Source organism: uncultured Parvibaculum sp., from assembly GCF_963975745.1.
Lineage (GTDB): Bacteria > Pseudomonadota > Alphaproteobacteria > Parvibaculales > Parvibaculaceae > Parvibaculum.
Genome location: NZ_CAXBIB010000012.1, coordinates 41,515 through 63,783, shown reverse-complemented (window position 1 = coordinate 63,783; position 22,269 = coordinate 41,515). Strand labels below are relative to the sequence as shown.

Here is a 22,269-nt window from a genome sequence, read left to right as displayed (position 1 = left end):
CTTGCGGCGCGCGCGACGTAAAACGGAGCCTCGTGCGCGCCCGCCACCATCGCGACAGGGGAGTTCGCCCCGCATGACGCCTGCCCCCTCCCTCGCCGGCTACAAGGCCGTTGCGAAACTCTACAACGCCCTGATGACCGGCCTCGTGCTGACGCTGGTGACGCGCAAGAGCGCCGAGGCGGCGGCGCAATTCGTCTTCGGCCATTTCCGCCGCCAGCATCTCGAGAAATTCCTGCCGGGCCTGAAAAAGCTCGGCCTCGACGATCTGCCCGACGCGGTCGCCTGCGCGCAGTATCATTATTTCTCGAATGCGCTGGGCGGCGTCAAAACCGAATACATGCCCGAAAGCGACGCCAAGGCCTGGGTGCGCTATCCGCCGCCGCGCTGGATCTGGCAGGGCGCGGCGATCTGCGCCATTCCGGCGCGGGTCAACGAGGCGATGCTGCATGGCTGGCACGGCCATAACGGCGTCTCGCTGGGCAATCCGCGGCTCGGCTTCGTCTGTACCGGCCAGACGGTGGAAGGCGCACCGGGCCTTGAGGGCTACTATTACGACTACGGCCGCGAAATCGCCGAAAGCGAACGCGTCCGCTTCGCACCCGATGAAAGCGCACCCGATTTCGACCCCGCAAGGGCGCCGCAGCTCGACAGCGCCAGCTGGCCCGAGGAGCGGCTGAAAAAGGTCGAGCGCGCCTATGCGATGGAATATGTGCGCTCGCTGCTGCCGACGCTGCTGGAGCTGTTCGGACCGGCCGAGACGCGGACGCATCTCGGCCATGCGGCGCGGCTGGTCGGCATGCAGTTCTACGACGAGACGGCCGCCCTGCTCGGCATCGCGCCCGGCGCGCCGGGCGACTTCGCGCGCTACCTCGCAGCCATGGCCGCCGCACAGGGCGAGACGGTCGAGATCGCCGAAACCGGCGGCCGCACATTGCTGCATCAGCAGGGCTGGCGCCTGATGGACGGGCTTGCCCCCGGAGATGCCGGTTTCGCGGCCTGGAACGAGCTCTGGACCGGCGCGCTGGCGGTCCATAACCGCCGGCTGCGCCTTTCGGCCCGGCGCGAAGGGGACGGCATCGTCTGGGAAATCGCCGGCTGAGCGCCGCACCGGCCGATTGTCTCCCGATTGTCCATTGTATTCGGGCCGTGGCACCCCATATTGATGAAAGCGACGGAAATCGTGGCTTTTCGCGCGCCTCAGGGTGCAGCGGGAATGCCCGTCCGGCGAAAGCCGGGGCCGAGGCCCTGTCGCTTTTCATCGCAAGGCCCTGACCACGGATGTAACGGCAGGGTGGCGGGATGATTGGGAAAGGCCGGGACAACCCGGCCTTTTTTCATGCCCGGCGCGCAACCAGCGGAAGGAACCAGCCATGACGGCCAGGAATTTTCACGTCAAGCTCAAGACCGCCGAGGCGCGCCTGTCCAAGGCCGACCAGACCAGCATTGTCGCGCATGGCCTCAACGAGACCGCCGCGCGGGCCTCCGCGGCCAAGACCGCGCGGCTGCGCGAACTCCGCCTCGCCCGCGACGCCGAGGAAGCCGCCGCCAAGGCCAAGGCCGAGCGGGCGGCCGCGAAAGCCGCCAGGCCGAAGAAGAAGCTGGCGGCGAAGAAGGCCACCGACGAAACCTCTCTCTGACACCCGCCGCCCGCATCTGAAACGCCACGCACCGAAAGCCCCGCGAAGCGATGCTTCCGGGGTTTCGGCACGCGAACTTGCGATCTTCAACGTGAAGGATGCGCGGGGCGTGTGTCGAACTCGGCCGCACATGTGGGTACATGTGCATGTTGCATGTGGGGGCGGCGTCCTTCGCACGCGCCCCGCGCGCCGCATTCCGTCTGCACATGGCCTAGCCCCACGCGCCCCAGAACCGCGACACCCCCTCCCCGCATTCGGACAATCCGGATACGCCCTTCGCAGGAGCGGGTACGGATCAATATGGTGATGGTTTGGCGGGCGGGGATAAGTTTATTTTTGGGGGATGACAAAGAGCCCGGACCTTTCGATCCGGGCTTTGATTCTTGTGACGGGTGCGTCAGTCTCAGTTGTCGAGGAACGAGCGCAGCTTCCTTGAACGGCTCGGATGCTTCAGCTTCCTCAGCGCCTTCGCCTCGATCTGGCGGATGCGTTCGCGCGTCACCGAGAATTGCTGACCGACTTCTTCCAGCGTGTGGTCGGTGTTCATGCCGATGCCGAAGCGCATGCGCAACACGCGCTCCTCGCGCGGCGTGAGGGACGCGAGCACGCGGGTCGTCGTTTCGCGCAGGTTCGACTGGATCGCCGCGTCGATGGGCAGGATCGCGTTCTTGTCTTCGATGAAGTCGCCGAGGTGGCTGTCTTCCTCGTCGCCGATCGGCGTTTCCAGCGAGATCGGCTCCTTGGCGATCTTCAGAACCTTGCGGACCTTTTCGAGCGGCATGCCGAGCTTTTCGGCGAGCTCTTCCGGCGTCGGTTCGCGGCCGATCTCGTGCAGCATCTGGCGCGAGGTGCGCACCAGCTTGTTGATCGTCTCGATCATGTGGACCGGGATGCGGATGGTGCGCGCCTGGTCGGCGATCGAGCGCGTGATCGCCTGACGGATCCACCATGTCGCATAGGTCGAGAACTTGTAGCCGCGGCGGTATTCGAATTTGTCGACCGCCTTCATCAGACCGATATTGCCTTCCTGAATCAGGTCGAGGAACTGCAAGCCGCGATTGGTGTATTTCTTGGCGATGGAGATGACGAGGCGGAGATTGGCTTCGACCATTTCCTTCTTGGCGATGCGCGCTTCGCGCTCGCCCTTCTGCACACCCGATACGATGCGGCGATATTCGGAAATGTCGAGGCCGGTTTCGGAGGCCAGCGTCTGGATTTCCTGACGCAGATCCTTGACCTGGTCGCGTTCGTCCTTGGTGAAGCCGGCCCAGCCCTTGCCCTTGAGGCGGCTGACGCGGCGGATCCAGTTGGGATCGAGTTCGTTGCCGAAATACTGCTTCAGGAATTCCTCGCGCGGAATGCCGTGGCTTTCGGCAAGGCGCAGCAGCCGGCCTTCGAGGCCCATCAGGCGCTTGTTGATCGCATAAAGCTGCTCGACCAGACTTTCGATACGGTTGTTGTTGAGCGAGAGGCTCTTGACCTCGTCGATCAGGTCCGAGGTCAGCTTCTGATATTTCTTGTCGGCCGCACCGCCGAAATCCTCGCCCTTCAGCGCCAGCTCGACCTTCTGGTCCTGCAGCTTGCGGAGCTTCTTGTAGTCGGCGGCGATCTTGTCGAAGGTCTCGAGCACTTTCGGCTTCAGCTCGGCTTCCATCGCGGCCAGCGACATCGAATTGTCGTCCTCGCCGTCCTCGTCGACTTCTTCCTCTTCCGGTTCGATGCGCGGCGGCGCCTCGCCGGCAAGCGCGGCCTGGCTGTGATCGACCTTCTTGGCGTCGGGGCCGGCAAAGGTCGCGTCGAGATCGATGATGTCGCGGAGAAGGATCTTTCCTTCGTTGAGTTCGTCGCGCCAGATGATAATGGCCTGGAAGGTCAGCGGGCTTTCGCAGAGCCCCGCGATCATGGTTTCGCGACCGGCCTCGATGCGCTTGGCAATGGCGATTTCGCCTTCGCGCGACAGCAGTTCGACCGAGCCCATTTCGCGCAGATACATGCGCACCGGATCGTCGGTGCGGTCGAGCGCCGTGCTGGTGGTGGTCGTGGTGGCGACCGCCTTGCCGGTGGGGCGGTCCTCGTCGTCGCTCTCGCCGTCGGCATCGGCCTCGCCGTCGCCTTCCGCCTGATCCTCGACCTCGTCGTTCTCGACCACGTTGATGCCCAGTTCGGAGAGCATCGAGAGCGTGTCCTCGATCTGTTCGGAGGAGAATTCTTCCGACGGCAGCACCTTGTTGAGCTCGTCATAGGTGACGAAACCGCGAGACTTGGCAGCCTTGATCATCTTCTTGACCGCCGCATCGGACATGTCGAGAAGCGGCCCGTCCTGCGCCACTTCGGGCGCCGCTTCGGGGGCTTCTGTCTGTTCCGCTGTCTTGCTCGCCATTCAGTCGTTCTCCGCCTGATTGAGGCCCGGCGCAGGCGCCGGGTTCATGCTGTCATTTAGGGCCGTGGCCGCCGGGGTCCAGCGAGAGCGCGGCGATCAGCACCAAACATAAAAGAAAGACGTACCGCCGGACGCCGCCCGGCCGCCACGCTTCCCTCGTTCTCGTCTGATCTCTTGTGCGCTCGCGTTTCCCCGGATGGCCTTCAAGCCATCACCCGCCAGCGCCGCACGCCCTCGAAAATCCCGCTGGTTGACCCGATCCCCTGAAACTCAAAACCCGAAATCCTATCCCAGTCCGTCGGCCAGTTCGGAGCGCTCGATCTGCTCCTGAATGGCCCTGAACCGGGCATAGTTTTCTTCCGTCATCTCCTCGGCCAGCACACGCTCGGCAGCTTTCAATTCGGCCTCCAGCGCGATCGCGCGCCGGTGCCGCGCCAACGTGTGCAGGAAGCCCGCTTCCGCCTCGTCGGGCGGTGCATCGGGCCAAGCATGACGGTCGCCGACAAAGGCCGGACCGGCCTCAAGACGTCGCGCAATTTCCGCCAAATCCCTGCTCAGCAAGTGGTCCTTGAGCGCCTCCCTTTCAAGAGGCGCATGAAGGGCGGCTATATCTATGATTTCATTGCGTAATCTGTCAAGCGCCGGGGTCCGGATCTCGACACTGGAGAATTCCTCGGCGTAATTCTCAAGGAGTTCCGGGTGGTTAAGCACCGTGAGGACCAGCAGGCCTTCCCGGCCCTGACCCCCGGCCAGACCGCTGGCAATGGCCGAACGGCGCAATTCGGGCGTGACCGGGGGCACATAGCCATGGCCCTGCCCGAAGCCCTGGCGGCCGCGCCAGGGCCGGCTGCCGCCGGCGCCACCCGCGCCGAAACGGCCGGACTGCATCGGCCCGCCGCGCCCCGGCTGGCCGCTGCCGCGCGCGCCACGCCCGAACATCCGCGCGATGCGGCCGCGCAGATCCTCGGCATAATGACCGCGCACCTTCGCATCGCCGATCATGCCGATCACGGCCTCGATCCGCGCCTCGAGCGCGGCGCGGCGCTCCGGCGTGTCCCAGGTGCCGGCGGCGACTTCCTTTTCCCAGACCATTTCGGCCAGCGGGCGCGCGGCATCGAGCACGGCGCGCATCGCCGCCGATCCCTCCTCGCGCACCAGATCGTCGGGGTCCTTGCCTTCCGGCAGAAGCGCGAAGCGGAGCGAATGGCCGGGCTTCAAGAGCGGCAGCACGCGCTCGACCGCGCGGAAGGCCGCGCGCAGCCCCGCCTTGTCGCCGTCGAAACAGAGGATCGGTTCGGGCGCCATGCGCCAGAGAAGTGCGATCTGGTCTTCGGTGAGCGCCGTGCCGAGCGGCGCCACCGCGTGGTCGATGCCGCCCTGGGCGAGGCCGACCACATCCATATAGCCCTCGACCGCGATCACCGTGCCTTCGTCATGCGCGGCCTTGCGCGCACGGTGCAGGTTGTAGAGCACGCGGCCCTTGTGAAAGAGCGGCGTGTCGGGCGAATTGAGATATTTGGCCTTGGCATCGGCCGAAAGCGCCCGCCCGCCAAAGGCAATGACGCGGCCGCGCGCATCGGCGATCGGAAAGATCACGCGGTTGCGGAAACGGTCGTAAGGCTCGGCAATGTCGGGACCGGAAATGACGAGCCCGGCCTCGGCCATCTGTTCGGGCGTCACGTCGCGCGACTTGAGATAGCGCAACAACGCCGTGCGGTCGGCACGGTCGTCGCCCGGCGCGTAGCCGACGCCGAAATCCTCCAGCGTCTTGCCTTTCATGCCGCGGCGTTCGAGATAGGCCCGCGCCTCGGCGCCCGCGCCCTCGGCCAGCTTCTGGCGGAAGAACTGCGCCGCCATCTCCATTACGTCGATGAGGGAGGCCGCCTCCTTCTCGCGCTCGGCCTCGCGCGGATCGCGTTTCGGCATTTCCATGCCGGCTTCGGCCGCCAGCCGCTCCACCGCTTCGAGAAAGGAGAGGTTCTCGGTCTTTTCGAGAAAGGAGATGACGTCGCCATGCTCGCCCGACGAGAAGCAGTGATAGAACTGCTTGTCGTCATTGACGGTGAAGCTCGGATTCTTTTCGTTGGTGAAGGGCGAAAGCCCGACAAACTCCCGGCCCCGCCGCGTCAGCCTGACCTTGCGGCCGACGACCTCCGAGACGCGGATGCGCCCCTTCAGTTCGTCGAGGAAGGATTTGGGGAAGGACATGGGGGTCGCCGCTCAAGCTCGGGATCGGTCGGCCATTGTGCCACCCGGCCCCGGCCATAGCGAGTCGGCGCGTTCAGGCCAGCTTCGCCTTGACGATGGCGCCGGCCTTGCCGAAATCCATCTGCCCGGCATGGCGCTTCTTCAGCTCGCCCATGACGCGGCCCATGTCCTTGATGCCTGCGGCGCCGGTTTCGGCAATCACGGCGGCGACCGCCGCTTCCGTTTCGGCATCCGAAAGCTGTTTCGGCATGAAGCTTTCGATGATGTCGATTTCCTCGCGCTCCTGCTGGGCGAGTTCGACACGGCCGGCCGCCTCGTAAGTCTCGGCCGATTCGCGGCGCTGCTTGACCATCTTGGCCAGCACTTCGAGAATTTCGGCCTCGCCCACGCCGGCGTCGCGCCCGTCGGTGCGGCCGGCAATGTCGCGGTCCTTCAGCGCCGCCTGGATCAGCCGCAGCGTCGACATGCGCCGCTTGTCCTGGGCCTTGGTGGCCTCGGTCAGGCCCGCCTTGATGCGGTCGCGCAGGGTATCGCTCATCCGGTCGCTCCATGATGACGCCGCGGCGCAAGGCCGGGGCCGGAATCGGCGCCACGCTAAACCAATCGCCTTGGCGGCGCAATTCAAAGACACGCCGCCGCACATCTCGTAACAGGCTGATTTTGTTGATCTATTTCGGCGACACGCCGCCTTGACGGAAATCCGCCGATCCCTTAGTGTCCGCCAAATTCAACGGGAAACCGAGTCTGCCGCCGGGGGCTTCCGCCCCCTGCCCGCTTGCGGGCAAGCCGAAGGCAGGCGCGTCCTCCCCTGGAGTCGTCAGTATGAAGGTGTCGACGAAAGCCGCCACGGAACGGCGCGCGCCCGAGGGCCCGCAAAGTTCCGGGGAGGAATCGGCATGAGCCTGACGACGCCTGAAGCAAAGAGCCGGACCATGACCGACGCCGAAAAGCCGACCGCCCTCCTGATCCTGAAGGACGGGACGGTGCTTTCAGGCCGCGGCATCGGCGCCACCGGCCAAGCGGTCGGCGAGGTCTGCTTCAACACCGCAATGACCGGTTATCAGGAAATCCTGACCGACCCCTCCTATGCCGGTCAGATCATCACCTTCACCTTCCCGCATATCGGCAATGTCGGCACCAATGACGAGGACATCGAAACCTCGAACATGGCGTCGGCCTCGGGCGTGCGCGGCACGGTGATCCGCGCCGATATCACCAACCCGTCGAACTACCGCGCCGCGCAGCATCTCGACGGCTGGCTGAAGGCGCGCGGCATCATCGGCCTTTCCGGCATCGACACGCGCGCGCTGACGCGGCGCATCCGCGAAAAGGGTTATGTGGACGGCATCATCGCGCATGATCCTGCCGGCCATTTCGACGTGCCCGCGCTGCTCGAAAAGGCGCGCGGCTGGCCGGGGCTTGTCGGCATGGACCTCGTCAAGGACGTCACCTGCGGCCAGCCCTACAAATGGGACGAGGCGCGCTGGGTCTGGGGCGAAGGTCACAAGCCGGCGGCAAATCTCAAACATCACGTCGTCGCCATCGATTACGGCGTCAAGCGCAACATCCTGCGCTGCCTTGCCAGCGCCGGCTGCCGCGTGACGGTTGTGCCGGCCGAGACGAAGGCCGAGGACATTCTGGCGCTGGCGCCTGACGGGGTGTTCCTGTCGAACGGTCCCGGCGACCCGGCCGCGACCGGCGAATATGCGGTGCCCGAAATCAAAAAGCTGGTTGCCAGCGGCAAGCCGGTTTTCGGCATCTGCCTCGGCCATCAGATGCTGGCGCTGGCGCTCGGCGCGAAGACCGAAAAGATGCATCAGGGCCATCACGGCGCCAATCATCCGGTCAAGGACCACACGACCGGCAAGGTCGAGATCACCTCGATGAACCACGGCTTCGCGGTCTCGCGCGAAAGCCTCGGGGCCGATCTCGAGGAGACGCATGTCTCGCTCTTCGACGGCTCGAATTGCGGCATCCGGCTGAAGGGCAAGCCCGTCTTCTCGGTGCAGTATCACCCGGAGGCCTCGCCCGGGCCGCAGGACTCACATTATCTCTTCGACCGCTTCGTCAAGCTGATCGAGGAGGCACGCGGATAATCCATGCCCAAACGCACCGACATAAAAAGCATCATGATCATCGGCGCCGGGCCGATCATCATCGGCCAGGCCTGCGAGTTCGACTATTCGGGCACCCAGGCCTGCAAGGCGCTGAAGGACGAGGGCTACCGGATCATCCTGGTCAACTCCAATCCGGCGACGATCATGACCGACCCGGAACTGGCCGACGCCACCTATGTCGAGCCGATCACGCCGGAAGTCGTCGCCAAGATCATAGAGAAGGAGCGGCCCGACGCGCTGTTGCCGACCATGGGCGGGCAGACCGCGCTCAACACCGCGCTGGCGCTGGCCGATATGGGCGTGCTCGAAAAATTCGGCGTCGAGATGATCGGCGCCAAGCGCGAAGCGATCGAGATGGCCGAAGACCGCCAGCTCTTCCGCGACGCGATGGACCGCATCGGGCTTGAAAGCCCGCGCTCGCGCGTCGCCCACAACATGGAAGAGGCGATGGCGGCGCTCGACTTCGTCGGCCTGCCGGCGATCATCCGCCCCTCCTTCACCATGGGCGGCACCGGCGGCGGCATCGCCTACAACAAACAGGAATTCGCCGACATCATCGAAAGCGGCCTCGACGCGAGCCCGGTCAACGAAGTGCTGGTCGAGGAAAGCGTGCTCGGCTGGAAGGAATACGAGATGGAAGTCGTCCGCGACAAGGCGGACAACTGCATCATCATCTGCTCGATCGAGAATATCGACCCGATGGGCGTGCATACCGGCGACTCGATCACGATTGCCCCGGCGCTGACGCTGACCGACAAGGAATACCAGATCATGCGCAACGCCTCGATCGCGGTGCTGCGCGAGATCGGCGTCGAGACCGGCGGCTCCAATGTGCAATTCGCGGTCAACCCCAAGGACGGGCGCCTCGTCGTCATCGAAATGAACCCGCGCGTCTCGCGCTCGTCGGCCCTCGCCTCGAAAGCGACCGGCTTTCCGATTGCGAAAGTCGCCGCAAGGCTCGCCGTCGGCTACACGCTGGACGAATTGCAGAACGACATCACCAAGGTGACGCCGGCGAGCTTCGAGCCGACCATCGATTATGTGGTGACCAAGATCCCGCGCTTCGCCTTCGAGAAATTCGCAGGCGCCGAAAAGCTGCTCGGCACGGCGATGAAATCGGTCGGCGAGGCCATGGCCATCGGCCGCACCTTCCAGGAAAGCCTGCAGAAGGCGCTGCGCTCGATGGAAACGGGGCTCACCGGCCTCAACGAAGTCGCGGTGCCCGGCATGGGCGAAGGCGACGACAAGAATGCGATCCGCGCCGCGCTGGGCCGGCCGACGCCGGACCGCCTGCTGGTGATCGCGCAGGCACTGCGCCACGGCATGAGCCACGACCAGATCCACGCGGCCTGTTCCTACGATCCCTGGTTCCTCGAACAGTTGCAGGGGCTGATCGACGCCGAGGCGGCGGTGCGCGCGGACGGCCTGCCGGCAACCAAATCCGATATGCGCCGGCTGAAGGCGATGGGATTTTCGGATGCGCGTCTGGCCGAACTTTGCGGCATGGAAGAAGACGCGGTGCGCGCCGCGCGCCGCGCGCTGGACGTGCGGCCCGTCTACAAGCGCATCGACACTTGCGCGGCCGAGTTCGAAAGCCTGACGCCCTACATGTATTCGACCTACGAGACCGATTTCGACGGTCACGCCGATTGCGAGGCCGATCCGTCGGACCGCAAGAAGGCGATCATCCTGGGCGGCGGGCCGAACCGCATCGGTCAGGGCATCGAATTCGACTATTGCTGCTGCCATGCCGCCTTCGCGCTCGACGAGATCGGCATCGAAAGCATCATGGTCAACTGCAATCCGGAAACCGTCTCGACCGACTACGACACATCGGACCGTCTCTATTTCGAACCGCTGACGGCGGAAGACGTGCTGGAACTGATCGATGTCGAGTGCTCGAAGGGGACGCTGGCCGGCGTCATCGTGCAGTTCGGCGGGCAGACGCCGCTGAAACTGGCCGGCGATCTCGAACGTGCGAAAATTCCGATCCTCGGCACCTCGCCCGACGCCATCGATCTGGCCGAGGACCGCGACCGCTTCTCGGCGCTGCTCGGCAAGCTCGGCCTGAAGCAGCCGCCCAACGGCATCGCCCGTTCGGCCGCGGAAGCGAAAGCGATTGCCGAGCGCATCGGCTATCCGGTCGTCATCCGCCCCTCCTATGTGCTGGGCGGGCGCGGCATGGAGATCGTGCGCGACGCGGCGCATCTCGACCGCTACATCACCGAAGCCGTGATCGTCTCGGGCAAGAGCCCGGTGCTGATCGATTACTATCTGCGCGACGCCATCGAAGTCGATGTCGATGCGCTGTGCGACGGCAAGGACGTCGTCATCTGCGGCATCATGGAACATATCGAGGAAGCCGGCGTGCATTCGGGCGACAGCGCCTGTTCGCTGCCGCCCTATTCGCTGAAACCCGAAACCATCGCCGAGATCGAACGCCAGACGCGCGAGATGGCGCTGGCGCTGAATGTCGGCGGGCTGATGAATGTGCAATATGCCATCCAGGACGGCACGATCTATGTGCTCGAAGTCAATCCGCGCGCCTCGCGCACTGTGCCCTTCGTCGCCAAGGTGATCGGCGTGCCGGTGGCGAAGATCGCCGCCAAGGTGATGGCCGGCAAGAGCCTTGCCAGCTTCGACCTGAAGCCGAAGGTCGAGGGCCGCGTCGCGGTGAAAGAGGCCGTCTTCCCCTTCGCGCGCTTCCCCGGTGTCGACACGATCCTCGGGCCGGAAATGCGCTCGACCGGCGAGGTGATGGGTCTCGACAGGAGCTTCGCCGTCGCCTTCGCCAAGAGCCAGCTCGGCGGCGGCACGAAAGTGCCGGTCGAAGGCACGGTCTTCGTGTCGGTCAAGGATGCCGACAAGACGAAGATCATCGCGCCGGCCAGAAAACTGATCGCGATGGGCTTCAAGCTGGTGGCCACCGGCGGCACGCAGCGCTATCTGGCCGAACAGGGCGTCGAGGTCGCGACCATCAACAAGGTGCTGGAAGGCCGCCCGCATATCGTCGACGCGATCAAGAACGGCGAGGTGGCGCTGGTCTTCAACACCACCGAAGGCGCACAGGCCCTGACCGATTCGATGTCGCTGCGCCGCGCCGCGCTGATGATGAAGGTGCCTTACTACACGACCGTGGCCGGCGCCCGTGCCGCCGTCGAGGGCATTGAAGCCATCCGCAAGGGCAAACTGGAAGTTGCCTCGCTGCAGTCCTACAATATGGGGCAAAACGCGGCGGAATAACGAGGCCGGGCGGCGGCGGGCACAAAACGGATTTGACCTTTCCCGCCGCGCTGACCCACAATCGTCATCCGTCACCCGCCTTCATGGGCGCCCCGAGCGCCTGGCGGGATTTTTCATGATGCGGACCGCACCCGCCGACCCGGGATTTCCGGGCGGGGCAAACCTTGAGAGAGATCGTCGAGCGAGATGGAAAAGGTTCCAATGACTTCCGAAGGCTACAAGGCCCTGGAAGACGAGATCAGGTTTCTCAAATCCGTGGAGCGCCCGCGCATCATCAAGGCGATCTCGGAGGCGCGCGCCCATGGCGACCTCAGCGAGAACGCCGAATATCACGCGGCCAAGGAACAGCAGGGCCTCAACGAGAGCCGCGTGGCCGAGCTCGAGGACAAGATTTCGCGCGCCGATGTGATCGACGTCTCGAAACTCTCGGGCGACACGGTGAAGTTTGGTGCGACCGTGACGCTGGTCGACGAGGATAATGACGAGGAATCGACCTATCAGATCGTCGGCGAGCTTGAAGCCGATGTAAAGAAGGGCCGCATCTCGATTACCTCGCCGCTGGCGCGCGCGCTGATCGGCAAATCGGCCGGCGACTCGGTCGAGGTCGTGACGCCTGGCGGCGGCAAAAGCTACGAAGTCCTGAAGGTGGAATTCAGATAGGCGGCCGCTAGTCCTCTTCCAGCGCTTCGAGCGGCACGCCGGGCTCATGCTTCGACTGCCGGATGGTGAGCGAGGTGCGCACGCTGGCGACATTGGGTGCCGGCGTCAGCTTCTCGGTCAGGAAGCTCTGGAAGGTCGAAAGGTCCGGCGCGACGCATTTCAGGATGAAATCGATCTCGCCGTTGAGCATGTGGCATTCGCGGACCAGCGGCCAGGTCGCGACCGCGGCCTCGAAGGCCTTGAGATCGGCTTCCGCCTGGCTGTGCAGCCCGACCATCGCGAAGACGGTGACCTCGAAGCCGAGCGCGCGGCCGTCGAGATCGGCGTGATAGCCCTGAATGAGGCCGGCCTCCTCCAGCGCCCGGACGCGCCGGAGACAGGGCGGCGCCGAAATGCCGACACGGGAGGCCAGTTCGACATTGGTGATCCGCCCGTCAGCCTGGAGCTCGGCGAGGATTTGCAGGTCGATCTTGTCGAGCTTGGCCCGCTTCATGGATCGGCGCCTTCCCTCATGGCTTGTGATTGGCGGCGTAATCCTTACTCTCAACGCCGCCGCGATTCAGCAATAAAATTACCCAGTAGCGCACGATTATGACCGAAATTCCGCCTGTCAGCGAGACCGCCCGCAATCTGCGCGTCTGGGTTCTGACCAACGGCATGGCCGGCTTCGAAAGCCAGGCCATCGGCATCGCCGAGGCGCTGGGGGCGGCGCCCGAGATCAAACGCGTGGCGCCGAGAGGCCCCTGGAAATGGCTGGCCCCATGGGGCCCGGCGGCGCCGCAAGCCGACATCGCTCCGCCCTGGCCCGACCTGCTGATCGCCTCGGGCCGCCAGTCGATTCCCTATGCGCGCATGATCCGCCGCCAATCGGCCGGCCGGACCTTCACGGTCATCCTGCAGGATCCGCGCGTGGCACCAGCGCATTTCGATTTCGTCTGGGCGCCAGCCCATGACCGGCTGGAAGGGCCGAACGTGCTCTCGACACTGGCCTCGCCACATCGCCTGACACGCGAGAAACTGGCCGCCGAGGCCGCGCGTTTCGCAACGCAAGTGGCGCATCTGCCGCATCCGCGCATCGCCGTGTTGCTGGGCGGCAGCAACGCGGTCTATCGACTGAGCGAGGATACCGCCGCCCGCATCGCCGCGCAGCTGGCCGGGCTGGCCGAACGCGAAGGCGCCGGCCTGATGGTGACGCCGTCGCGGCGGACCGGCGCGGCGCAGACCGAGACGATCCGGGCCGCGCTCGAGGACAAGCCCGCCATCGTCTGGGACGGCAGCGGCGACAACCCCTATTTCGGCTTTCTGGGCCTGGCCGACGCCGTCATCGTGACCTGCGATTCCGTCAACATGGTTGGCGAGGCAGCCTTCACCGGAAAGCCCGTGCATGTGATCGAACTGGAGGCACACCGCCGGAAAAAGGAAGCCAAGTTCCGCCGCTTCCTGGACGGCATCTATGCCAGCGGCGCGGCACGACCCTTCACGGGCCGCCTTGAAAGCTGGGAGTACGCGCCATTAAATGCTACCGATGAGATCGCGGAAGCGATCGCCCTGCGGCTGCGCGCATGCATGGCAGAAGCCCGAAAGGGTTAACAAGGCGCGGCAAGGCGTCGCCGCGACATTTGTGTTGTTGCGAAGCGCGCAGGGGCTTCCGAAAATCGCCGTCACGAAGCCGACGGGCTGGACCAATCAAGGGCATCGAACCATGAGCCTTCTCGATATCGACGCGCTGCGCGCTACGCCGCTGAAGACCGATCCTTACGAATATCTGGTGGTACCAAATTTCATCCGCGCCGCCGAATTCGACAAGGTCGTCGCCGATTTTCCGTCGATCACCTCGACCGGCTCGATCCCGCCCAGCGAACTGGAGATCAAGGGGTCCTTCGAGGAGCTGCTCGAGGAGATGGAGGGACCGGCCTTCCGCCAGGCGATCGAGGAGAAATTCGGTCTCGATCTCTCCGCGAACCCGACCATGGTCACGGTGCGCGGCAACTGCGCCAGGAACAACGGCAAGATTCACACCGACACGGAATCGAAGATCATCACCGTCCTGCTCTACATGAACCAGGAATGGGACAAGGATGGCGGCCGGCTGCGCATCCTGCGCTCCGCAACCGATCTCAACGACGCGGCCGAGGAAGTCTCGCCGAATGGCGGCACGCTGCTGGTCTTCAAGCGCTCGGACAAGTCGTGGCACGGGCACGAACCCTTCGAAGGCCCGCGCCGCGCCATCCAGCTGAACTGGGTGCGCGACGAAACGGTGGTCGCGCATGAACAGCGCCGTCACCGCGTTTCGGCCTTCCTGAAGCGCATCAACCCCTTCGGAACGCAATCCGCCGCCGGAACTCATTGAGCCCCGCCTGCGGGCAAGACAAAGAACAAGGACAAGAGGCATGGCGCTTCAGATCGAAACCTTCAAGAACGCCGATCTGTCGCATGGCTGGCGGCCCGGAAACAATGCCGGCGGCGCAACGCTGTTCAAGGCGCTCGGCCATCCGCTGACGGCACCGAAAGGCAAGGCGCTGATCGCCGACCTCGCCGGCGCCGGGCCCGTCGCCATCTACGATCCGCTCGGCACGGTAAGTGATTTTCACGCCTATTACGATCTGTCGCGCCTGAAGATCGCCGGCTACTACGTGCAACGCGTCGAGGATCTTGGCGGCGCCTTTCTCGGCCACGACGCGCAACCGGTCAGCGCCATCGCGGCGTCGGGCGCGAAGGCGGTTCTGGTGCTCACTTTCGATGCGCAGAAGACGCTGCCCTCTATCGCGCATGTCTTCCCGAAAGGCGCCCGCATCGCGACGCTCGACGACATCCGCCTGCCCGACGACATGCTGACCAACAAGGCGAATTATCTCGACCCGATGAATTTCGCCACCAACTTCGCGCTGCTGCGCGACCGCAAGGGCGCAAACGGCGCCGACGGCCTGCACACCCGCGTCGCCAGCGCCAATTACTGGGCGCTGCATGGTGCCGAGCAACCGGAACTCTGGCTCTGCCTCTTCGACGAAAAGGGTGCCGAACTGGCCGAATGGCGCGAGCCGCTGCCGGCGCCGGGCGCGCCCTTCATCATCGACAGTGCCGAGGTGCGTCACCGTTTCGGCCTCGACGACTTCGCCGGCTCGCTCTTCATCCATGCGATCCGTATCAAGGGGCACGACGTCGTCAAATATGCCCTCGATATCTATGGCGAAGGCGGCCTGGCGCTCTCCTGCAGCCACGACGCCAATGCCTGGCCGGCCGACTATTATGCCGGCATGCCGGCCGGCGACGCCGATGAGAGTGTGACGCTCTACATCCAGAACTCGCATCCGATGCCGATTCCGCCACGCACGGTCGGACTCAACATCATGGGTGCGCAGGACATCGCCTGGTACGAGGACGAGATCCCGCCCTTCGGCACCCGCGCCATTCCGGTCGACACGCTGTTGCCGCAGGCGAAATGGCCCGACCAGATCGAGATCGTCGCCGGGCGCTATTTCGTCCGCCCGCGCTACGAGGTCTTGCGCGAAACCGGCCAGCGCCGTCTCGCCCATGCCAATGTCGAGCGCACCGACCTGAAGCCGAACCCGGAAATCGCGACACTCGAAAAGCACATGGGCAAGGGCTACATCATGCCGCTGCCGGTGCTGCCGCGCGACAAGTTCTCGACCGTGATGCTGCCGACGCCGATGGCGCGCGACGAACATGAAATGCCGATCCGCGCCGAAATGATCGACGCCACCGGCACGACCGTGGCAACGAAATTCCTCGGCCGCATCCCGCGCCGCGAAAGCGTCGAAGTCGATATCGAAGCCTGGATTGCGGAAGAGGCCGTCAAGCTGCCGTCAGGCTATGGCCATGTCGAGTTTCTCTACGACTTCCGCGACGGCGGCGACGGCAATGGCTGGCTGCACGCGCTGGGCCGCTTCGAACAGAAAGCGAGCGGTCACCGGGCCGAGACGATTTTCGGCGCCCATATCTACAACACGGCCGTCATCTACAAGGACGAACCGCAAAGCTACACCAACAAGCCGCCGGGGCTGACGACACGCCTGTTCCTGCGCATTGCCGGGCCGGCGCTCGAAGACGGTGCGCTCGACACGCTTTGCCACCTGATCTATCCGGCCTCGACGCCCTGGCACCCGAAGAGTTCGACGCTGCTGATCCTGCATGACGCCGAGGGCCGGCCGGTTGCCGAAAGGAAGATCGAAATCGCCTGTGGCGGTTCGTTCCACTGGCGCCTGTCGGAAGTGTTCGATGCCGAGGAGCGCGAACGGATGGGCGGCACCGGCTATGTGATCATCCGCGACACGACCTGCCGCCTCTTCGGCTTCCACGGCCTCGTCAACGGCGACAAGAGCTTCTGCCTCGATCACATGTTCGGATTCTGATCGGAGTCTTGCCCCCGGCCGGTGCGGCGGCCGTGAAAGCCGCACCGGCCGGAGTAAGGACTTACAGCCGGTCGAGCGTGATGGCGCCCGGATCGAAGGCGGCCTTCTTCAGCAAGTCCGCCGTGTAGCGCGCAGCGCCCGCATCGCCTGCCGCCTCCTGCGCCTTCATCAGTCCGTAGAGCGACCACGCATTGTTGGGGTGACGGACAAGCGCGGCCCGGAACTGCTCCACCGCCGCATCCGCCTCGCCGGCTTCCAGCAACACGGCGGCCAGTGTCTGTTCGACCGGATAGTACCAGTAGGGCGGCTCCGAATAGATCAGGCCGTCCTGGAGCACGAGCGCCTGTTCGAGTTTCACGCGCGCCGCATCGAGATTGCCTTCGTGCTGGTCGATACGGGCGCGCAGCACCGTTTCGGAGAGAAGCAGGATATCTCCCGCCGGCACATTCGCGGCGGCAAGTGCTGCCAGTGCCCCGTCGTCCCGCAGCACGGCGATGGCATCGGCCTCGGCCCGCGCCGCCGCGAGATCGCCGGCCCGCGCGGCGGCGACACCCTGCACATAGCGCCAGATTCCCTTGACGAAAGGAAGATTGGCGGGCGGTTCGGGCATGTTGGGGATGTCGTCCGACGTTCCGAATTCGAGGAAGGCATAATAGGGCGCCACCTTGACCGGCTGGACGATGGCGGCGGATGTCACCGCCTCGAAGGGAATGAGCCCGTCAAGTTTCCGCGCATATTCGAGCGCCGTTTTTGCATCGCCCGCCATCTGCGCCGAGACCAGAACGAAATGGACGTTGTGCGGATAGTAGCCGTAGCGATAGATGGGCGACCCTTCTGTCTTCGCCAGATAGGCTTCGTCCACCGCAACCGCGCGCAGATTGGTCTCGAGTGAATCGAGATAGCGGCCGATGCGGAAATAGATGTGGCCCGGCATGTGAACGAGATGTCCGGAGCCCGGCATCAGGTCGGCCAGACGATCCGCGCCTTTCTCCGCGCGCTCCGGCATGGCGGAGGCTTCCATCAGATGAATGTGGAGATGGATGGCGCCCGCATGCTTCGGATTCGCGGCGAGCACCCGCTCGACAGCCGCGATCGCGCCGGCAATATGCGGCTTCGGCGTCCGGTGATCGCGTTCCCAATAGTTCCACGGCGACAGATCCATCTGCGCCTCGGCATAGAGCACGGCGATGTCCTGATCGCCGGGATAGCGCTTGTGAATTTTCTCCATCGCCTCGGCATAGTGCTTGTCGAGGTCCGCGCGCGTCGCCTCCTGATCCGCCACGTAACGCAACGCCAGCGCCTCGATCAGCAACCGCTCTTTTGTGGAAACCTTGTCTGCAAGCGCCAGCGCCTTGTTGATCGCGGCAAGCGCGGGATCTTCCTCACCCGCATCCATCGGCGCATTGATGTTGGGCCCGCGCGCCTTCGCTTCGCCCCAGTAGCACATCGCGCAATCGGGATCGATCCGCTGCGCCTCCTGAAAGGCACGGATGGACTCCCAGTGATTGAAGCCGTAGAGCAGCGCAAAACCCTGATCGAAATAGGCCTGCGCCTCATCGCTCGCAGTCGTGATCCGGACGGTACGGTCGCCAAGGCCGGGCCAGAGCGGCAGTCGCTCGGCCGGGTTGGTCGACGCGCGTGCCGACGCCGCCAGCGCCCACTGAAAGGACGGCTTGAAGAACGCCGCACGCTCCCTGCCCCCGCGTCCGCACTGATTCTGCGCGACGAGCCGCGGATCCAGCAGGATCGCAAGGTCGGCTTCGGACGGCGCTTTGTCCTGCACCGGAACGCTCGCGAACAACGCAAAGCCCGCAGCGGCGGCAGCGGCACCAATGGCAACGAAAGACGACATTCTGGCCATGGCTCATCATCCTTTTTTCTGAACGGGAATTGTCTGCGCGGTATCTGCCCGAACCGCACCCGAACGGCAATTGAACGCATGGAACAAAGACGTCATGGACAAGAGATAAGGATTTTCGGTCAAGCGCCAGCGCCAATCATCAGCCTTGGCCGCCGGCCAGACGCGCCGCGAAGAAGCCGGTGCCAGAATGACGACCTCGTTTCGGCCACAGCCTCCCGCCTCATACGACCGAGCCAGTTTGTCGCAGTGCAGCATTTTCGCTTGAACAAATTTTAGAATGCGTCTAATTAACGGAAAACCACAGGCCCGCCCAACGAACAATCTGCAAAGGAGTTTCCGCAATGGCCGTTCTCGTAGGCAAACAGGCCCCCGATTTCACCGCCGCCGCCGTCCTGCCGGATGGCGCGATCGTCGAGGATTTCAATCTCCGCGCCCATCTCGACGGCGCCTATGGTCTGGTCTTCTTCTATCCGCTCGATTTCACCTTCGTCTGCCCCTCGGAAATCCTCGCCTATTCGAACCGCGTGCCGAAATTCGAGGCAATGAACGTGAAGGTGGTCGCGGTCAGCGTCGACAGCCAGTTCACCCATGCCGCCTGGCGCAACACTGCGCCGAAGGATGGCGGCCTCGGGCCGGTGAAGTTCCCGATGGTGGCCGACCTGACCAAGCAGATCGCGCGCGACTATGACGTGCTGATCGAAAAGGACGGCGTGGCGCTGCGCGGCACCTTCCTGATCGACCGCCAGGGCGTCGTCCGCCACCAGCTCGTCAACGACCTGCCGCTCGGCCGCAACGCCGACGAGGCGCTCCGCATGGCCGATGCGTTGCAGTTCCACGAAGAGCATGGCGAAGTCTGCCCGGCAGGATGGAACAAGGGCGACGAAGGCATGAAGGCCGATGCGGCAGGCGTCGCCAGTTATCTGGGCGCCCACGCCGAAGCGCTCTGAAACCGGACCCTTTGGCGGGCCCGCCAGACCCCTATATAGTGGGGTGCGGACCCGCCGCCCCTGCCTCATCCCGAAGCGACACGGAAACATCATGTCCGACAAGAAACACGCAAAAGTCCTGATCGTCGGCGGCGGCGCGGCCGGATATACGGCCGCCATCTATGCCGCACGCGCCATGCTGGAACCGGTACTCATTCAGGGCATCCAGCCCGGTGGCCAGCTCACCATCACGACCGAAGTTGAGAACTACCCGGGCTTTGCCGAAGCCATCCAGGGCCCGTGGCTGATGGAGCAGATGGAGGCACAGGCGCGTCATGTCGGCACCGAGATGGTTGCCGACACGATCGTCGAGGCGGATCTTTCGAAGCGCCCCTTCGTGCTGAAGGGCGACAGCGGCACCCTCTACACCGCCGATGCGCTGATCATTGCAACCGGTGCCCAGGCGAAATGGCTCGGCATCCCGTCCGAACAGAAATTCCAGGGCTTCGGCGTTTCGGCCTGTGCCACCTGCGACGGTTTCTTCTACCGCGGCAAGGAAGTGCTGGTCGTCGGCGGCGGCAACTCGGCCGTCGAGGAAGCACTGTTCCTGACCAACTTCGCCACCAAGGTGACGGTGATTCATCGCCGCGACACGTTCCGCGCCGAAAAGATCATGCAGGACCGCCTGTTCAAGCATCCGAAGATCGAAGTGATCTGGGATTCGGCCATCGACGAAATTCTCGGCACCGACAATCCGCCCGGCGTCACCGGTGCGCGCATCCGGAACGTCAAGACAGGCGAGACGCGCAACTTGAAGGCTGACGGCGTTTTCATGGCGATCGGCCATGCGCCGGCCACCGAACTCTTCAAGGGCCAGCTCGACATGAAGCCGGGCGGCTATCTGAAGACGGTGCCGGGCACGGCAACGACGAATATTGCCGGTGTCTTCGCAGCCGGTGACGTGACCGACGACATCTACCGTCAGGCGGTGACGGCAGCCGGGATGGGCTGCATGGCCGCTCTCGAAGCCGAACGCTGGCTGGCAGCCCAGGAAGCCCACGCAGAGGCCGCAGAGTAGCTTCCGGCGCGCAGGGCCCGACCCCCGGCGACACAGACCTCGGAACAACGCCATCCGGACGCCAATCCGGGTGGCGTTTTCGATGTCGATTCTTGCTTTCCAGAACCCTCCGCACAGGGATAGTCTTCGCCGCCACCCCTGCTGCAAGGAAACCCCAATGGACTCGGACGTCACCTGGCCCAAAAAGAGCCGCGAGCTGCACAGCAACCACTTTCAATCGACAGTCTGGAATGATTTCAAATTCCGGAACGACGACATCGTGATCTCGACCTATGGCAAGGCCGGCACGACATGGACCCAGCAGATTGTAGGCCAGCTGATCTTCAACGGCGCCGAAGACGTTCCGGTGAGCGAATTGTCGCCATGGCTCGATCTGCGCGTACCGCCGCCCGAGATCAAGCTGCCGCTGATGGAGGCGCAAACGCATCGCCGTTTCATGAAGACACATCTACCGGTGGACGCCCTCGTTTATTCACCCCAGGCCAAATACATCTATATCGGACGTGACGGACGCGACGTCCTCTGGTCGATGTATCATCATCACGCCAATGCGAATGATGCTTTCTATGACGCATTGAACGAAACGCCGGGTCTCGTCGGCGAAAAGCTCGGACGCGTCACCACGGATGTGAAGACCTATTTCAATACATGGATCGAGAAGGACGGCTATCCCTTCTGGTCCTTCTGGGAGAATGTGTCGGGCTGGTGGGCGATCCGGCACTTGCCGAACATTCTCGTCGTGCATTTCGAGAATCTGAAACGCGATATGCCAGGCGAAATCCGGCGGATTGCGGCATTTCTCGATATTCCCATCGATGAGACCAGGTGGCCGGCGATACTGGAACACTGCAGCTTCGACTATATGAAGAAGAACGCCGACAAGTCCGCACCGCTCGGCGGCGCGCTCTGGGAAGGTGGCGCGTCGACCTTCATCAACAAGGGCACCAACGGCCGCTGGCGTGACGCTCTGAGCGCGGAGGAGAGTGCCGCCTATGAAGCGCTGGCACGCGAGAAGCTTGGCGATGTCTGCGCCCGCTGGCTGATGACCGGCGAAGGCCTGGACGTTGCGAGAACGGCCTAGCCCAGACCGATAAGCCCCGGCAGGGCGCTCATGTCGTCAAAGACACGAGCGCCCGCACATTCAAGCGCGGCTGCATCCGTATGCGGGTCGCCGGCATAGCCGAGTACCGGCATGCCGGCCGCTACTGCGGCCCGCACACCCGGCACGGAATCCTCGATGACGAGACAGGTCTCGGGTACATGACCCATCGATGCCGCCGCATGCAGAAAGAGATCGGGCGCCGGCTTTCCGTGCGCCACTTGCTCGGCACTGAACAATACTCCCTCGACCAATGGCAGAAGCCCGGTCCTGCCGAGCGTGAACCGCATCTTTTCGAACTTGCCGGAGGACGCAACGCAACAGGGAATACTGCGGTCCGCGAGCAGCCGTAACACTTCCTGCACGCCGGACACCGCAGATACGCCGGACGCAAAGGCCTTCAGCGTCTCGTCGCGGATATGAGCCGGCCAGTGATCGCCCAGCGGGCGGCCGATTGCCGCCTCGACATGCGCCATGACCGATTCCATCGTTCGCCCGACAAAGAGCCGACGGCATTCCTCGTATGAAATGTCGAAACCGTCTTCCGCCAGCACGCGCACAAGCAGACGGTTGGCCACCGGTTCGGTATCGACCAGCACGCCGTCGCAGTCGAAAATCACCAGAGACGGAGAAACGGAAAGCGCCATGACCGGGATTTATATCCGCAGTCACGGCGCTTGCCGCATCAAA

General features: G+C 64.2%; 17 protein-coding genes. 11 read left to right on the top strand and 6 right to left on the bottom strand.

Features of this window, described 5'->3' with window-relative positions:
* The first annotated feature begins 73 nt into the window (after window positions 1-73).
* The gene (locus tag AAC071_RS11040) at window positions 74-1,099 is read left to right on the top strand and encodes a hypothetical protein (protein WP_339832491.1); all 1,026 of its coding nucleotides are present in this window, start codon (window positions 74-76) and stop codon (window positions 1,097-1,099) included.
* Between the two features lie 271 nt (window positions 1,100-1,370).
* Window positions 1,371-1,637, top strand: coding sequence for a hypothetical protein (locus AAC071_RS11035; protein WP_339832490.1), 267 nt, complete (start codon window positions 1,371-1,373; stop codon window positions 1,635-1,637).
* A 403-nt stretch (window positions 1,638-2,040) separates the two neighbouring features.
* Here AAC071_RS11035 and rpoD read toward each other — a convergent pair whose 3' ends face one another.
* The 3 genes from rpoD to AAC071_RS11020 all read right to left on the bottom strand — a co-directional run bounded on the left by rpoD (window position 2,041) and on the right by AAC071_RS11020 (window position 6,763).
* Entirely contained in the window at window positions 2,041-4,017 is a 1,977-nt protein-coding gene (gene rpoD / locus AAC071_RS11030) for an RNA polymerase sigma factor RpoD (RefSeq protein WP_339832489.1), read from the bottom strand.
* Between the two features lie 285 nt (window positions 4,018-4,302).
* Window positions 4,303-6,225: a DNA primase gene (dnaG, locus tag AAC071_RS11025; RefSeq protein WP_339832487.1), complete on the bottom strand. Its 1,923-nt coding sequence runs from the start codon at window positions 6,223-6,225 to the stop codon at window positions 4,303-4,305.
* A 73-nt stretch (window positions 6,226-6,298) separates the two neighbouring features.
* Window positions 6,299-6,763 carry a GatB/YqeY domain-containing protein gene (locus AAC071_RS11020; protein WP_339832486.1) on the bottom strand — a complete coding sequence of 155 codons (465 nt, stop codon included), beginning with the start codon at window positions 6,761-6,763 and terminating at the stop codon, window positions 6,299-6,301.
* A gap of 358 nt (window positions 6,764-7,121) precedes the next feature.
* Between AAC071_RS11020 and carA the strand changes: the two genes are divergently transcribed.
* From carA to greA, 3 genes are all read left to right on the top strand, one after another.
* Window positions 7,122-8,321 carry a glutamine-hydrolyzing carbamoyl-phosphate synthase small subunit gene (gene carA, locus AAC071_RS11015; protein WP_339832485.1) on the top strand — a complete coding sequence of 400 codons (1,200 nt, stop codon included), beginning with the start codon at window positions 7,122-7,124 and terminating at the stop codon, window positions 8,319-8,321.
* 3 nt (window positions 8,322-8,324) lie between these two features.
* Window positions 8,325-11,585, top strand: coding sequence for a carbamoyl-phosphate synthase large subunit (gene carB, locus AAC071_RS11010; protein WP_339832483.1), 3,261 nt, complete (start codon window positions 8,325-8,327; stop codon window positions 11,583-11,585).
* 186 nt (window positions 11,586-11,771) lie between these two features.
* Window positions 11,772-12,245 carry a transcription elongation factor GreA gene (gene greA / locus AAC071_RS11005; RefSeq protein ID WP_339832481.1) on the top strand — a complete coding sequence of 158 codons (474 nt, stop codon included), beginning with the start codon at window positions 11,772-11,774 and terminating at the stop codon, window positions 12,243-12,245.
* 7 nt (window positions 12,246-12,252) lie between these two features.
* On the opposite strand, the gene AAC071_RS11000 is transcribed toward greA, so the two are convergent.
* Window positions 12,253-12,738, bottom strand: a complete 486-nt coding sequence (locus AAC071_RS11000) for an Lrp/AsnC family transcriptional regulator (protein WP_339832480.1) — start codon at window positions 12,736-12,738, stop codon at window positions 12,253-12,255.
* Window positions 12,739-12,836: 98 nt separating this feature from the next.
* On the opposite strand from AAC071_RS11000, the gene AAC071_RS10995 reads away from it, so the two are divergent.
* The 3 genes from AAC071_RS10995 (at window position 12,837) to AAC071_RS10985 (ending at window position 16,615) form a co-directional block, all read left to right on the top strand.
* The gene (locus AAC071_RS10995) at window positions 12,837-13,835 is read left to right on the top strand and encodes a mitochondrial fission ELM1 family protein (protein WP_339832478.1); all 999 of its coding nucleotides are present in this window, start codon (window positions 12,837-12,839) and stop codon (window positions 13,833-13,835) included.
* Window positions 13,836-13,947: 112 nt separating this feature from the next.
* Window positions 13,948-14,595, top strand: coding sequence for a 2OG-Fe(II) oxygenase (locus AAC071_RS10990; protein ID WP_339832477.1), 648 nt, complete (start codon window positions 13,948-13,950; stop codon window positions 14,593-14,595).
* 40 nt (window positions 14,596-14,635) lie between these two features.
* A complete protein-coding gene (locus AAC071_RS10985) occupies window positions 14,636-16,615 on the top strand; it encodes a hypothetical protein (RefSeq protein WP_339832474.1) in 1,980 nt (659 codons plus the stop codon).
* 61 nt (window positions 16,616-16,676) lie between these two features.
* Here AAC071_RS10985 and AAC071_RS10980 read toward each other — a convergent pair whose 3' ends face one another.
* On the bottom strand, window positions 16,677-18,476 hold the full coding sequence (locus AAC071_RS10980; protein ID WP_339832472.1) for a hypothetical protein: 1,800 nt from the start codon (window positions 18,474-18,476) through the stop codon (window positions 16,677-16,679).
* Between the two features lie 341 nt (window positions 18,477-18,817).
* Here AAC071_RS10980 and AAC071_RS10975 point away from each other — a divergent pair, with 341 nt between their 5' ends.
* The 3 genes from AAC071_RS10975 to AAC071_RS10965 all read left to right on the top strand — a co-directional run bounded on the left by AAC071_RS10975 (window position 18,818) and on the right by AAC071_RS10965 (window position 21,561).
* A complete protein-coding gene (locus tag AAC071_RS10975) occupies window positions 18,818-19,423 on the top strand; it encodes a peroxiredoxin (RefSeq protein WP_339832470.1) in 606 nt (201 codons plus the stop codon).
* Between the two features lie 91 nt (window positions 19,424-19,514).
* Window positions 19,515-20,480 (top strand): thioredoxin-disulfide reductase, encoded by a 966-nt coding sequence (gene trxB, locus AAC071_RS10970; RefSeq protein WP_339832468.1) that lies wholly within the window; start codon window positions 19,515-19,517, stop codon window positions 20,478-20,480.
* Between the two features lie 157 nt (window positions 20,481-20,637).
* Window positions 20,638-21,561 carry a sulfotransferase domain-containing protein gene (locus AAC071_RS10965; RefSeq protein ID WP_339832466.1) on the top strand — a complete coding sequence of 308 codons (924 nt, stop codon included), beginning with the start codon at window positions 20,638-20,640 and terminating at the stop codon, window positions 21,559-21,561.
* On the opposite strand, the gene AAC071_RS10960 is transcribed toward AAC071_RS10965, so the two are convergent.
* Complete coding sequence (locus tag AAC071_RS10960) at window positions 21,558-22,226, bottom strand: HAD family phosphatase (protein WP_339832464.1); 669 nt, start codon at window positions 22,224-22,226, stop codon at window positions 21,558-21,560. The two genes, AAC071_RS10965 and AAC071_RS10960, sit on opposite strands and share 4 nt — an antisense overlap.
* Between the last annotated feature and the right edge of the window lie 43 nt (window positions 22,227-22,269).